General features: G+C 55.5%; 16 protein-coding genes, 2 tRNA genes and 1 pseudogene. 4 read left to right on the top strand and 15 right to left on the bottom strand.

Features of this window, described 5'->3' with window-relative positions; all coding sequences use genetic code 11:
* Nucleotides 1–4: 4 nt before the first annotated feature.
* Nucleotides 5–553 (bottom strand): GNAT family N-acetyltransferase, encoded by a 549-nt coding sequence (locus NATPE_RS13190; RefSeq protein WP_015299122.1) that lies wholly within the window; start codon nt 551–553, stop codon nt 5–7.
* 234 nt (nt 554–787) lie between these two features.
* Between NATPE_RS13190 and NATPE_RS13195 the strand changes: the two genes are divergently transcribed.
* Complete coding sequence (locus NATPE_RS13195; RefSeq protein ID WP_006181982.1) at nt 788–1090, top strand: hypothetical protein; 303 nt, start codon at nt 788–790, stop codon at nt 1088–1090.
* A 332-nt stretch (nt 1091–1422) separates the two neighbouring features.
* A complete protein-coding gene (locus NATPE_RS13200) occupies nt 1423–2235 on the top strand; it encodes a TrmB family transcriptional regulator (RefSeq protein ID WP_006181983.1) in 813 nt (270 codons plus the stop codon).
* Between the two features lie 49 nt (nt 2236–2284).
* On the opposite strand, the gene NATPE_RS13205 is transcribed toward NATPE_RS13200, so the two are convergent.
* The 5 genes from NATPE_RS13205 to NATPE_RS13225 form a co-directional block, all read right to left on the bottom strand.
* A complete protein-coding gene (locus NATPE_RS13205; RefSeq protein WP_241432759.1) occupies nt 2285–2533 on the bottom strand; it encodes a HalOD1 output domain-containing protein in 249 nt (82 codons plus the stop codon).
* 223 nt (nt 2534–2756) lie between these two features.
* A complete protein-coding gene (locus NATPE_RS13210; protein ID WP_006181985.1) occupies nt 2757–2951 on the bottom strand; it encodes a cold-shock protein in 195 nt (64 codons plus the stop codon).
* 483 nt (nt 2952–3434) lie between these two features.
* A tRNA-Gly gene (locus tag NATPE_RS13215) sits at nt 3435–3505 on the bottom strand.
* A gap of 144 nt (nt 3506–3649) precedes the next feature.
* Complete coding sequence (locus NATPE_RS13220) at nt 3650–4600, bottom strand: beta propeller repeat protein (protein ID WP_006181986.1); 951 nt, start codon at nt 4598–4600, stop codon at nt 3650–3652.
* A gap of 260 nt (nt 4601–4860) precedes the next feature.
* A complete protein-coding gene (locus tag NATPE_RS13225; RefSeq protein WP_006181987.1) occupies nt 4861–5562 on the bottom strand; it encodes a class I SAM-dependent methyltransferase in 702 nt (233 codons plus the stop codon).
* A 154-nt stretch (nt 5563–5716) separates the two neighbouring features.
* On the opposite strand from NATPE_RS13225, the gene NATPE_RS13230 reads away from it, so the two are divergent.
* Nucleotides 5717–5788: transfer RNA gene (locus tag NATPE_RS13230), tRNA-Ala, on the top strand.
* 115 nt (nt 5789–5903) lie between these two features.
* On the opposite strand, the pseudogene NATPE_RS13235 reads toward NATPE_RS13230, so the two are convergent.
* Nucleotides 5904–6179, bottom strand: a pseudogene (locus NATPE_RS13235) (site-specific integrase); the annotation flags it as partial.
* A 60-nt stretch (nt 6180–6239) separates the two neighbouring features.
* On the opposite strand from NATPE_RS13235, the gene NATPE_RS23080 reads away from it, so the two are divergent.
* Nucleotides 6240–6551 carry a helix-turn-helix domain-containing protein gene (locus NATPE_RS23080; protein ID WP_006181989.1) on the top strand — a complete coding sequence of 104 codons (312 nt, stop codon included), beginning with the start codon at nt 6240–6242 and terminating at the stop codon, nt 6549–6551.
* 387 nt (nt 6552–6938) lie between these two features.
* Here NATPE_RS23080 and NATPE_RS22325 read toward each other — a convergent pair whose 3' ends face one another.
* The 8 genes from NATPE_RS22325 to NATPE_RS13255 all read right to left on the bottom strand — a co-directional run bounded on the left by NATPE_RS22325 (nt 6939) and on the right by NATPE_RS13255 (nt 13175).
* Nucleotides 6939–8135: a hypothetical protein gene (locus tag NATPE_RS22325; RefSeq protein WP_015299123.1), complete on the bottom strand. Its 1197-nt coding sequence runs from the start codon at nt 8133–8135 to the stop codon at nt 6939–6941.
* Nucleotides 8122–8982: a hypothetical protein gene (locus NATPE_RS22330; RefSeq protein WP_015299124.1), complete on the bottom strand. Its 861-nt coding sequence runs from the start codon at nt 8980–8982 to the stop codon at nt 8122–8124. The genes NATPE_RS22325 and NATPE_RS22330 overlap by 14 nt, the downstream gene beginning before the upstream one ends.
* On the bottom strand, nt 8979–9659 hold the full coding sequence (locus NATPE_RS22335) for a hypothetical protein (RefSeq protein ID WP_015299125.1): 681 nt from the start codon (nt 9657–9659) through the stop codon (nt 8979–8981). The genes NATPE_RS22330 and NATPE_RS22335 overlap by 4 nt, the downstream gene beginning before the upstream one ends.
* Nucleotides 9649–9993, bottom strand: coding sequence for a hypothetical protein (locus NATPE_RS22340; protein WP_152422588.1), 345 nt, complete (start codon nt 9991–9993; stop codon nt 9649–9651). Before NATPE_RS22340 ends, NATPE_RS22335 begins: the two co-directional genes overlap by 11 nt.
* A gap of 201 nt (nt 9994–10194) precedes the next feature.
* A complete protein-coding gene (locus tag NATPE_RS13240; protein ID WP_006181992.1) occupies nt 10195–10857 on the bottom strand; it encodes a tyrosine-type recombinase/integrase in 663 nt (220 codons plus the stop codon).
* 148 nt (nt 10858–11005) lie between these two features.
* Nucleotides 11006–11149: a hypothetical protein gene (locus NATPE_RS22730; RefSeq protein WP_006181993.1), complete on the bottom strand. Its 144-nt coding sequence runs from the start codon at nt 11147–11149 to the stop codon at nt 11006–11008.
* 1 nt (nt 11150) lies between these two features.
* Nucleotides 11151–11627 (bottom strand): type II toxin-antitoxin system death-on-curing family toxin, encoded by a 477-nt coding sequence (locus NATPE_RS13245; RefSeq protein WP_006181994.1) that lies wholly within the window; start codon nt 11625–11627, stop codon nt 11151–11153.
* 390 nt (nt 11628–12017) lie between these two features.
* Nucleotides 12018–13175, bottom strand: a complete 1158-nt coding sequence (locus NATPE_RS13255) for a Fic family protein (RefSeq protein ID WP_006181996.1) — start codon at nt 13173–13175, stop codon at nt 12018–12020.
* Between the last annotated feature and the right edge of the window lie 69 nt (nt 13176–13244).

Genomic DNA, 13244 nt, shown 5'->3' on the forward strand with positions numbered 1-13244 from the left:
ACACTCACTCACAGCCGATCTCCGGCGGGTCGCTCCCGGTTCGCGACTCGAGGAACCGTTCCTCCGCGTCGGAGAGGTCCCGATCGCGGTATTCCTCGAGGCCGGCCTGGTACCGCTCGCGGTCGGTCCACGTCGCGGTATCGGGATCGTCCGGCATCGGGTACTCGAGGATCAGTTCGGCGATCCCGGTCGTCTCGCCGGTGTAGGCGAAGCCGGTCCGGTAGAGTGCTTCGTAGGCGAAGGGGTTGTTGACGGCGATCCGGAGTCGCTCGTAGCCTCGCTCGAGGGCACGATCGCGGACCAGCCGACAGAGCGCGGGGCCGATCCCCTCGCCACGCCGGTCCCGATCGACGGTGACGTACCGTAGCCACAGCGTGTCGGCGTCAGTCCGGTCCTCGTTGAACGCGACGGCGGCGACGAGCCGGCCGTTGTCAGTACGGGCGACGGCCTTGCCCGTGTTCGTCATGACGAACTTGCCGGCGTAGCTGAACCGTTCGTGATCGAGCCGGAGTGTCGGGCCGTCGGGTGGCCAACCGAGCAGATCGTACTCCACGGCTTCGCTTCGCGGGGATCGCACAACAACCCTCGGAATCGGACGGTCCCGTGGGGCAATCGTCGTCGATGTCGACGGAGACGATGGTGAGACCCGTCCCTATCGATCGGTTCCGGCCAGTTTCCGTCGCCTCAAACGATCCGTTCACTCGGTTACTCAAAACACAATCGCTGCGTGAAAACCGCACTACGTCAAGTGAGCAGTCATGCTGTCAACTGACAGAGGTACCCCCATATGGTCGATGACGCGTTCGATGCGCTGGCAGACGGTCACCGGCGACGGTTGTTGCTCAGTCTCTTGACTCACAACCCACAAGACGTCTCGACGGGCGACGGCCTTCACTGGGAGATCGACGAGGCGGGCGACGAGCTGACACGGAAATATCACGTCCACCTCCCGAAACTGGCCGACTACGGCTACATCGAGTGGCACCGCGAGGACGAAACCGTCGTCAAAGGGCCGCGGTTCGGCGAGATACAGCCGCTGCTCGAGCTACTGGACGACAATCGGGACGAACTCCCCGATGGCTGGTTCTGAGCGGCGGACCGCAGTTCGGTGTTACCGATCTCGAGAGCGGATTGGCGGAGACGCTGTCCCGTCACTAGTGGCGACTGCTGAGAAGCGAAGTCGAACGGATCCGCGAACGAAACGACACGCCCCGCCGTGGTTGGGCCGTAACGGGGCGCGCCAGCGAACCATATCGGGCGTAGACTCAAGTAGCTTGTGTGATAATCCGGGTGAATGCGATAGTTCGGCTAAAACCGCCGTTTTCGGCGGTTCCCACTACTGATTCCAAGCCATACACGAATCCTTTTCCCGCCGTCAGTTCCTATTGTACGTGTTCGGAACGCCGGACACGTGGTTGGGCCATGACACAGGACGACATTACGAACGAGGCGGTTAGTCTACTCCAGGATCTCGGTCTTCAAGAGTACGAAGCCCGGTGTTTTCTGGCGTTGACGCGGCTACCCAGCGGTACAGCGAAGGAAATACACGAGATCTCGGAGGTTCCCCGAACGCGGGTCTACGACGCCATTCGGGTACTCGAGTCACAGGGACTCGTCGAAGTACGACACTCGAGCCCCCAACAGTTTCGGGCGGTCGGCATCGACGAGGCCACGCGGACCCTCCGCCAGAAATACGACGACCGGGTCGACACCCTCGAGTCATATCTCGAAACCGTCGAACACCGCGAGACCGAGTCCGATGACGACCGGATGCAGGAGGTGTGGTCACTGACCGGACGCGACGCGATCGAATCGCGAACGCTCGATCTACTCACGGAGGCCACCAGCGAGATCGCACTGGTCGTTGCCGACGAATCGCTCCTGTCTGACCCGCTCTACGAGACGTTACACGATGCGGTCGATCAGGACGTCCAGGTCATCCTCGGCGGCCGGACCGACGGCATTACCTCCCGGCTGGAAACGGAACTCCCGGCCGCCCGCGTGTTCGAGACGAACCTGGATTTTCTCATCGGATCGGGAACCGACCACGAAGTCGCGATCAGTCGCATCCTGCTCGTCGATCGGGAGGCGTTGCTGATCGGCTCGTACTATCCCAACAGCGAGGACTCGGCCGAACAGGCGATCTTCGCCAGCGGCCTCGAGAACGGAATCGTCGTGTTACTCCGGCGGTTGATCTCGTCGGGACTGACCGCCGTCGAGGACTCGGAACCGTAACCGCAAGCGGGCGTTGCGTACAGCAGTTCACGACTGTCGTCGGTGAAAATCAATCGGTAGCCACTGTCAGTTCGGTGCCGTCGATCCGAATCCGATACTCCGCCATGGAAAACGATACGACGACGTGATCACCGGCGACGAGAGCGTCCAGCGCACCGGGATCGATATACGAGTACAGCGTCATCTCGGCGGTCGTCGGGAGGTCGATCGGATCGACGTTCTCGAGATCGGCGATCACAGTCACGATAGCGATGCTCGGCGGCGTCTCCGACCAATCGAACTCACGTCGTACGATCACATCGTCCACGGTGATCACCGGTGCAGTAAACCCACGACGACATGGAGGACTATATAACCGTTGTGAGGACTCGAGAGACAGCCGGCGACCGATTTCGGCGGCGTCGTCACTCTTGAGCCACGCCGGTCGTCACCGCGGGTATCGACCGATGGCTCTCGAGGGGAAGGGTGTCGAAGAAACGAAGTCACGCGACGTCGCCGTAAGACGACGGTGCGAACCCGTGTTAGTTACGAACGACGTTCGTCGCTCGCGGGCCCTTGGGGGCCTGCTCGATGTCGAACTCGATGTCTGTGCCTTCTTCGAGGTCCGGACCGCCAACGTCCTCCATGTGGAAGAAAACGTCCTCGTCCGCGTCGTCAGTCTCGATGAAACCGTAACCGCCCGTGTCGTTGAAGAAATCAACCGTTCCGTTTGCCATTGCGATTAGACGAAAGTCCGATACACGGATAAGTGTTCTGCATCTGTTTTCCAAAACCCATATCGAGTAGACGAGTGTTTAGAATAGCATAGTCTGTCTGTGTTTTCGTCCATCACTCGTATTTTTGTCCGAATAAGCGACTGCACCGTCGGAATGATCTGTTGCTTCCGCCGCATCGACACTTCTGAACCGCTCGATCCGCCATCGCTCGAGCCACCCCGCGACCGACGGCGGTCGGTCCGGCCTGTCACCGGCTCGAGTCATCGCACAGCGTCCCGCAAACGGGGCCGAGTACTGCTGTCTCTAGCGAGTTCGGAACTGTGGCCTCGACGCGTTGTTCCCGTCGTCTGCTCGTCGAAAAGTGCGCGGACCGGGATTTGAACCCGACTGCGAGACGGTCACTCACGACGGTCGCGCTGCGACTCGCGTGCTTCAAGTCTCTCTTCCGATTGCTGTCGCTCTCGAGTTTGCTCGCGACAGCAATGCGCGGACCGGGATTTGAACCCGGGCCATGAGCTTGGAAGGCTCAGGTCCTACCACTAGACCATCCGCGCGCATCACCGGCTTTTCGGTCCACGTTTAAGGCTCTTCCTTTTCTGTGTCGCCGCCCGCTCGCGATCACGGTCGCCGAGGGAAAAACGGGAGATCGGTACTCAGCGATCAGCGGGCTACTGGGTGGTCCGCGGGTCGGCCGGCGGTTACCGCTCGAGCAGCGAGCCCGAGGAGCCGACGACGATGTCGACATCGCCGGTGGCGACGGCACGGAGGTTTTCGCCGACCGGCGTCGTGTTCTGGACCCACTCGCCGTCCTCGAGTTCGAACACCGCGCCGCCGCTGCCGACGGTGTAGCCCGTGCCGGCCTCGGTTTCGATGTCGAAGAGGGCGGCGTCGCCGAGGCTCTCGGGGATCCAGCGGCTGCCGGTGTAGTCGAAGACGGACGCGTTACCGCCGCTGACGTAGACGTCGTCTTCGGCGTCGCTGTCGAGTCCGTAGTAGGTGACGCCGGCGTCCTCGATGCCGATCGGGTTCCAGGTGACGCCGTCGTCGGTGGCGAAGACCTTCCCGTTGGTGTCGATGACGTGGCCCGCGCCGTCGGCGTAGCACTCGATCGCGTTCAGCCCGGAGCCGCTGCCCGGCACCTCGTAGTTCCAGGTGCCCTCCTTACCGTTGTCGAAGCTGTAGTGGATCGAGCCGGAGTCGTCGGCCACGTAGACGTCAGCCTCACCGGCGGGACCGGTGACGGAGACGTCGTTGAAGTTCGCCGTGTAATCGTTGGGCGCCGAGCGGTCGACCAGGTTCCCGGTCGTTACGTCGTACTCGCCGATCGCACCACTCGAGCCGACGATCCAGAGCCGCTCGCCGTCGTCGGTGGTGTCGACCCCGTAGAGGTCGTTCCCGTTGCCGGTCGGGCCGCCCTGCAGGACGACCTCCCAGCCGGTGGCGGTGCGTTCGATCACCAGTCCGCCGCCCGCGACCGCGTGCGGGTTCGTGGCCGTGTAGGCGACGTCGTGGAGGGTGCTATCGACCGGCGTCTCGACGACGGTCCACCCGTCGTCGCTCTCGGCGGCGGCAGCCGTCGCGGGGACGGTGGCTGCGGCAAGCGATGCGCCTGCGACCTTCAGCGTCGAACGTCGAGTCAAGCGCGTCATAGCGCATCTCGGTCTGGTGACGAGACCATCATAAAAGCCGGACGTTCTTCAGATCGTTAGCGTCTATTCCGGACCTTTTACTCGATTTCAAACCGTTTTCATCGAGTGGGACTGGAGCCGATATCTACGGATTCGACCGGCTAAAATAGCGAGTCGGATCGCTTGTGGAATCACCTGTCACGGGAACAACTACCACCACAGCCACCGGGCGACTGTCGGCCGAACGATCGCGACCGAAACCGGTTCCGGGGCACGGTTGTCTATCCCGACTGGCCCGCGCCCACGACCGTGGCATAACAGTTCCCGCTCGAGAGTTCCCACTCCCGGAGCGTGAGGTCGCTGGCAGCGAGGTCGGCCTCGAACTCCTCGGGCGCGTAAATATGATAGAACCGATCGACCGGCTCGCCGCCGGGGAGGGTCCACTCGACGGTCGTATCGAATCCCTCAGTCGCATCGAACCGGTCGTGAGCGGTCGACCACGCACTGACCAACGCACGACCGTCCGGGGACAACACGCGAGCGAGTTCGTCGAGGCTTGCCAGCCGTGCCGCTCGCGTCGGCAGGTGATGCAGCGTCGCGACGTAGACCGCTAGGTCGACGCCGTCGTCAGTAAGCGGCAGCGCGGCCGCGTCTCCCTGGACCAACTCAACGTCGAACCTCCGCTCGAGGGCGCGTTCCCGACCCGTCTCGAGCAGGCCACGGCTCACGTCGAGGCCGACGACGGACCCACACTCGGCTGCGAGCAGTTCGGCGTGGCGACAGTTGCCACAGCCCAGGTCGAGCCCCACCGCATCGGAGCCCCGATCGGTCGCGTGGGACGCGACGAACGATTCGACCTCCGGCCACGCGTACTCGCGCGTGGACGCGAAGTGAGTCGCGATCCGGTCGTACGTCTCCCGGACATCGCCGCGTTTCACATCACTTTCGTCCCGACGCTGCGTTCGGTCCCGGTTCCCGGCCATCCGTTGGCCCTCGTCCCGGAACGGTCAAAAAGCGTTCGCCACCGCGAGCAACGGCGGGTTGCCCGTGTCGCCCCGACGAATGTGTATCCGTGACGGACCTCGATGAATTCGAGGGGTTTATCTATTCCCGACGGGAACTGGAGAATGCGCTCGAGGGCTCGTAGATCAGGGGTAGATCACTCCCTTGGCATGGGAGAGGCCCCGGGTTCAAATCCCGGCGAGTCCATCGCTGTTTTGTCGTTTCAGACCTTCTACTTCCCGAATACGTACGTTTGAGGGTGTTCTCAAGACTATCCGTGAGTCGATGCTTTCAGCCGCTTGTTCGTGGGTCATGTTCCTGTCTATAGGTCTTCGATGAAGTCGCGTCGCTGTTCCCTCTTCTCGCGGTCTGTACGGCGGTCGTAGTGGCGCTCGAGGACTTCCGAGGATACGTCGCAGCGATCGCTGACGATCTTCTCGGGAATGTCCTCACGGAGCTGGTGGGTGATCGCCCCGCGCCGGATCGTGTGCGGCGAGAGACTGCTCGGACACTGCGAGTAGTGGCCGTACTCCGTCGCCTCGCAACCCATCGGCTCGTGGTCGTGGGGACAGTCCTCGATCATGCAGGGTACAGATAGACTTTGGTTTAATCAGTAAATTGCGGAGAGTTAGGTATTATTGTGCCGTTTGAGAACGTAATGAGACAATCTGGGACATGGATGACGATCTGGGATGATCGGATCCTCGAGATCAGTCGTGACGAAGATGCAGGTCGGGTTGGGGATCTCACTGAGAGGGACGCTATTCGTATCTCTCCGTCCTCGGTATCCCGACGATGCAAGAAACTTGCAGAACATGGTCTTCTTACTCCTCTTGGAAACGGAGTCTATACGATTACCGAGCGAGGCGAAGCATACCTCGATGAGGAGTACGACGCCGAAAACGAGACCTACCTCAACGGCGGCGACTCGAGAGACGGACCGAGTGCCAGTGGAACCACTCAATCCTAATGAGCCGAAAACCCGCCCGCTGGATGTGTACGCTTGATGAACGGATTCTCGAGCATCTTTCGGAGGATCCGTGGTCGACACCGCAGCATATGTCTCAAGCTGTCAAACTCACTGCGTCACGTGGGCGGGTCGAGGAGCGATGTCTAATGCTTTCTCAGGTCGGACTAGTTGCTCCGATCTTCGAGGATAGCAACATGTACGAAATCACCTGCGAAGGACAGAGGTACCTCGATGGCGAGTTTGATGTTGAGAATCGGCCGGTGCCATCGCCTCGAGCGCTCCAAAATAAGGATTCTCACAACCCTCCCATAACCGTCAAAATCACGCCAAGAGTGTCCTTTGGGCGTGAGTTCAAATGACGCTATTCTATGAGGTAATGAGAATTAGTCAGTCTACATAGTCGACTATCTCCCAATCAAACCTCCATTCGAGTATGAACACGGAAAGAGAGAATAACCCAACAAAGAGAAGAACTCCAATGGTCACCAACAGGAGTATGAATCCGACGGTGGGATCGATGAAATCGAGCCCCAAATCATCTACCAGATAGTTCAAGAGTTCATCAGTATTCCCGAATAGGGATAGGATTCCAGTTAATGCTGCTACAGCGCTAAACCAACTAGACATTTTACTAAGTGAGTTGATTGTACTGTCTAAGTCTGCTCTTGAGTCAGATAGTCGATTTACCTCATCAATCAAATGACTAAGTTCTGGGGATTCTTCTGCATCAGTCAACTTTCCGCCCGAAAATCGATGTATATGTAGGTCATTAACCAGGTCACACTCGCAAAGAACAACTTTTTCGTCGTCAGATCTAATTCCTGCGGTTAGCCCACGTTCGGAGACAGGTATTCTATGACGGTTTGCTTCTCTCACAGACGATCCAATATTTGACTGTGGATCATATCCGATTTTATTAAGGTATTCCTGAATAGATGATATAATAACTGACTTTTTCGTACTTATCTGATCCACATTCAGTAAACGGTTTCCAGATGTGCCAAAAAAGTCGTCTAATTTTTCGTCGGCAGATGATTCAAACCGATCTTCTAATGGCTCAGTCCAAGCAAATATCCTCTCCGATTCAGATAACCCCTCGAGGATATCTGGATGCAAAAAACCAATACCAAACTCGGGTGCCTCATCAGAAAAAGTATATTCAGAAGCTTGTCGCTCCGTTGTAAAGAGAAGAAAATCAACCTTAACAGAGTCGACTTCACACTCTAATACTAAGATTCCTGACGGTCTTTTTTCCACATCACCTACACCAAAAGAGGTGTTTTCCTTAAACCACTCTGCCCACTCCTGTTTTACAAACTGCTCTATCTCGAGAGTCCATTCTTCAATTGTTTCTTTTCCCGCATTGTGAGTACAATACGATGGACGGTCCTCACAGATGTCACAAATATCCACCTCGCTCACAGAAAAGAATCTCTTTGAGCGATCAACAACATCAGGAGGATATCCAAAAGAATCTGCGGACTTCTTTAGTCTCTTTCTTTCAACTTTGATTTCAAATGGGTTTGGATGAGGCTCATGAAAGTAGCAATCCTGAAGAAAAGCTGCACGTTCAGGCAAGCTCATACTTTTCCCGAATATGATCAATGAGTGAGAGTGGTTTTGCCCAAGACTCGACATCTGAACTCCGATTTGATGGCAAGTCTTTTCGGATAGATAGAATATAATTCAGGTGGTTTGCTAAATCTCCCTGATTGATTGTTTGTATATCTAATACATGGTCCGCATAAAGTTCGAAAAACCTATCAACGGTATACTTGTCCTCTGAATAATTATCAAATTCAGTTCTCTTGATTTCATGTACGCCATCTATGTCGTCTGTATCTGGAACACCAGAATCAATAATCCCAACACCCAAGTTCGCAAATATATTCATATATAATTCCAATTCTGTCTCAGAGTAATTGTTATAGTCGAAATATTCATTGATCGAGTCCTCAAAAGATTGTTTAAATTTAGAGGCGATTCTTCTACGTCTAGATCTAGATGTTGTCCGGTATTCATCTTCTAAGAACAAATCTATTAATTCGTCTATTGTTGATAGATAGTCTCGATATCTCTTTATTTTATCTATATCATCAACAATCTCATCGAATAGGTTTGGCTCGACTGGTTGGGTCGAGGTGATGTGACCATCTTCGTAGACCCTTAGTTGAACATTTCGTTCACCTTCGAACGGATCTTCTGGATAGCTCACATAAAACCAAATTTTTCTTAGGTCACCTCTGTCATGTGAATCTTCTACAAGTTGGTGGCCCATCGTATCTCCACTGGGGTCACCACTATAGTTTGCTCTTCGAAGATCACTATAGAACTTATACCCCATATCGCTAACCTTCCCATCCCTTTCTAGTGCTAATAGCAGGAGTTCTGTCCCATTTAATTCAATTCGCGGAATACTTCCGGAGTTCATTGTTCTGTTTTCCGTCCAAGTGCACCAATTATTTCTACGATATCTGTTTGATCGCCTTCACGAATTCCCGATTGATTGGAAACCGCAATAAGCCCCTTGTCGATATAAATCCTGGCCTCAATTTTGTATGTTGCTGGTGCCCTTATTTCATATCCCTCTCCCCTGTACTCCTCGACTTCATTACCGTCTTTGTAAATAACAACAGGCAAGTCATCAGTAGGGTTTATTTTTTCTTCCTTCTCGATGGTTTGGAAAGATACGTCTATTGTATTCTCAGCCTCATTTACTTCATTCAGAACCAAGGGCAAATCCCGTCGGTGACTGAATTCGGATTGGAGGTCCTTTCCCTCCCTTGTTGCTAAATTCTCAGTTAGTGTGTTCCTATTCAACGTACCGCCACTATTCTCAAATAGCTGAATATTAAACTTATCGCCTTTCTTCCCATATTCGGAAAATAGATAGTCAATATATTCTTCATAATTCCCTGTACTACACACTTCCTTAACCAAGTCGAGATGCTGTGTTTTATTTATATTGTCTGAATGACTCACCCCAATATCTTCGAACATTTCCCGAATTTTCGGGTCATTTGGATCAATAACATCCTGAACGATTCTATCTCTCTTTTCTGGTGTAGAATATTCATCTTCCCGGAGAAAGAAAGCGTCAGTCGTCATTATCTTTGTTTGCGAAAACAGGAGACTTTTCAGCTAATTTATCCATCTCTCGTGCTTTCTCACGCATTTCATCTGCAGATTCTTTCAATAGATCATGCGGCTCTCTGAGTTCATCATAAGCATCTTGGACATCATCCTTTGTAACTTGGCTTCGGCCATCATCACGAGTCTGTTTGCTCGCTTGTATCCAGAGCTGTATAGCAAGAAATTCCAACTGGTCCTTTAGTAATTCTACACCATCTTTCGTTGTTTGGCAATCTGTTTCATCTTTCAACATTTCTCTTAAAGGATTAAACTTTATTGGGTCATATTCATCCGACACATCCTCAGACATTACCCGAAGAACATTGTGTACAACATTTATATTTTTCGTCTGAGACGAATTTGGTGGTATTACATACATCAAATTTTAGCTAAGTGATATGTATGACAGCACCATGCTCAACTCGAGTAGGTTACCCCGAGTAGGGCGTAGATTGTGAACATCGAGGAGAGATCAGTATAACCCCACTCTCGCCGTGATTCCATTCGATAGTCAGTGAACGTGGTTCGTTTCGGTCGTTGTTGCCGGTGGCTGCACGACTTCGATCCTACTTGAGACATCATCTTCGAGGTAATTTACCTTCCCCCGCTCCCGTCGAATCGCCTCTGGCGAGAATTCACCGAGGTAGTGCCGCCGGAACGTTTCCCAATCTTCCCAGCCGCCCCAGTCCATCACAACTGACGGTAGGACACCCTGCTCGAGTAGATTCGTCCCCCAGGTCCGCCGCAGGTCGTGGACATCGAGAAACGACCAGCCGCGATCGCCGCTCTCGGCGTGGAGTCGTTCGGCAGCTCGCTGCACCCAGCGGTAGACTGTCTTGGCGGTCACGTCGACGACCGGTTCGTCCGGTGCGATCCCGGCGGCGTCGGTGTGGGCGTCGATATACGTCGCCAGTTGGTCAGGGACCGGTGGCTCACGGTAGTGTTCCTGTTTCGCGACATCCTCCCAGACGCGCAGGTGCGTCCCGGTCGGCGTCTCGACGACATCGGCGGGCGTTATCTGGACGATCTCGCAGCGACGGAGTCCACATCGACCGGCGAGCAGGAACGCGATCATCTGGCGGTTGTCCTCCGCCTCGTCGATCACGGCCTGCAGTTCGTCTTCACTCAACCACACGCGCTTCCCTTCGCGTTGCGGGTAGGGCTTCAGTCTCATCGCTGTCCTCGATACTCAGTTTTAGCCCAACAAACCATGAAGAATAGGGTTATCAGTACGGGAATCGGACCCGGTCTCGGGGTAAATTGTCCTCGAAGACCGGCTTCGCGGACAGGGTAATCCGAAAGGCTAGCCTCTCGAAAAAGAGCTACTCGTCGGCCAGCGCGTCGTAGATATCGCGGTGCCGATCCATATCTCGTTTGACGATGAACCGGAGCATCCGCTCACGAACTTCGTCAGGATCCATGTCCGTGAGTTCGTCGGCGTCCGGTTGGTCTGGTTGACTCGCCATCTTATCCCTCGTTTTGATCGCTACCGGGATAGTCGTTTCGTGCCCGTTCCTCGAGATCGAAGAAACTGAGAACCGCGACCTGTACGTCTGGATCGATCGGAGCCGCCGTCTCTTCGAACTGCTCGATAGCGGCTTGCTGGTCGACTTCGCTCTCGTCCGTTGCGAGTTGCTTCAGGAGGGTCCGAATCTCGTTTCCGTAGTCAAAGTCGAACCCGTTGAGGGCGTAGAAGGCGACCGTCGACGAAAGTGCGGTCCGCTTGTTGCCGTCGACGAACGGATGGTTTGCCGTCAACAGCCGCATGAGGTGAAATGCCTTTTCGTGGATCGTCTCAGGCTTCTGGCCGAACGCGCCGGCTTCGATAAAGCCGGTCGCGTATCCGATGTCCGATCGGTGTTGCACACCCGGATCCGTCTCCGGATCGTCCTCGACGATCAGTTCGTGAATCGTCAGTACGTCGTCGACGCTCAGATATCTCATCGCATCATGCCTCTGCGTTCGGGTAGTCGTTCGGATCGATCACTGATACCTCCCACGTCCCGGTATCGGTCCGCGTCACCCGCACCGGCTGATCTTTCACGTTCCCGTCCTCGTCTACCAATCCGAGCGCCCGAAGTTCGCCCTTCGGGAGTACAACACCGCCCGACGTACGACCAACTTGTGTCAACTGGTGGATCGGCATGGCTACGTTCCTAACTGGTCCTGAAACTGTTTAAACATTGGTCTCAGCAGTACAAGACTATGATATTCCCGACCGCTATCACTCGCTCGAGAGTCCCATCTGAGCATGGGTCAGACAACCCGCCACCGACTGACGAGAAGCCTATCGACGAGGTCTATCACGACCGAAATCTCCTCGCGATCGCCGAGTTAGTGATCCGGCCGTCGCTCGAGGATGTCGAAGATATCGATCGCTTTGTACTCCTGATTCCGCTGTTTGCCAGTCGTCTCGACGAGGACTCCGTCGGATACTAACTCCTCGATGGCGTTGTACGCGGTCTGTCGACTGACATCGTACTCGTCTTGGACATCGTTGGGGGTGAAGTACGGCATGTCGAAGACGCCCCGCGCAAGGCGATGGCTCGTTTTCTGGTGCGGATACCGTTGCTCGTAGTCGCGCCGAAGTTCTATCAGCCGCTGTGTCCGCTCGTACGAGTCCCGTGCCTGCACCTCGATCCCTTCGATGAAGAACGCGATCCAGTCGCGCCAGTCCCCGGTTTCGCTCACAGCGCGCATCTTCTCGACGTATTCCTGCTTGTTGCGATTGAAGTAGGCGCTCGGATAGAGATACGGCTCGCTCAGATAGCCCGCAGCGCAGAGCTGTAGGACGATGAGAATGCGGCCGAGTCGGCCGTTCCCGTCCTCACAGGGGTGAATCGTCTCGAACTGGTAATGCGTAATCGCGAGATCGACGAGCGGGTGATATTGGCCGCCCATCTGGATGTACGTCTCTAGCGAGTCCATCAGCTCGGACACCGATCCGTGCGGCGGGGGAACGAACGGCGGTTGACTGGCGTACGGAGAGGGAAGGTGGACATCGGTCGTCCGCCAGTCTCCGACGACCTCACCCTCGTTCCGGACGTTTTCGAGGAGCAACTCGTGGAGCGACTGGAGGAGATCGAGCGTTATCGACTCGCCCTGTTTGATCGCGTTGAATCCCTTCTGAAGGGCACGTTCGGCGTTCAGAACCTCCTGCAAGTCCCGACTCACGTCGACGGTCTCGTCTCCGCTGGTCCGCGTGTGATGGGCGTATACCTCGTCCACGTCGACATCGGCCCCTTCTATTTCGGCGGTCTCGACGGCCTCGAGGCGGACGAGTGACGTGTAGAGAACCGGCGAGAAATCGACGGTTGGACTGATCCCGTCGATCCGGCCGAGTTGAAAGGACGCGTCGGCGATACGCTCCGTGAGTTCGTCGTCGATATCGATCCCCCTCGAGAGGGGGAGCTTGTCCGGAACGTAGTATGGATGTGGATGAGACTCGAGATAGTGGCCAGGAGCCTCTTCCGGAAGTTCTCGAGTCCGCATTTGACTAGACCACGAACTCCGGCGTGTTAATCATACCGCTTTTAAACCGATTTGATTACTCGTGTCTGA

The organism is Natrinema pellirubrum DSM 15624 (genome assembly GCF_000230735.2).
GTDB lineage: Archaea > Halobacteriota > Halobacteria > Halobacteriales > Natrialbaceae > Natrinema > Natrinema pellirubrum.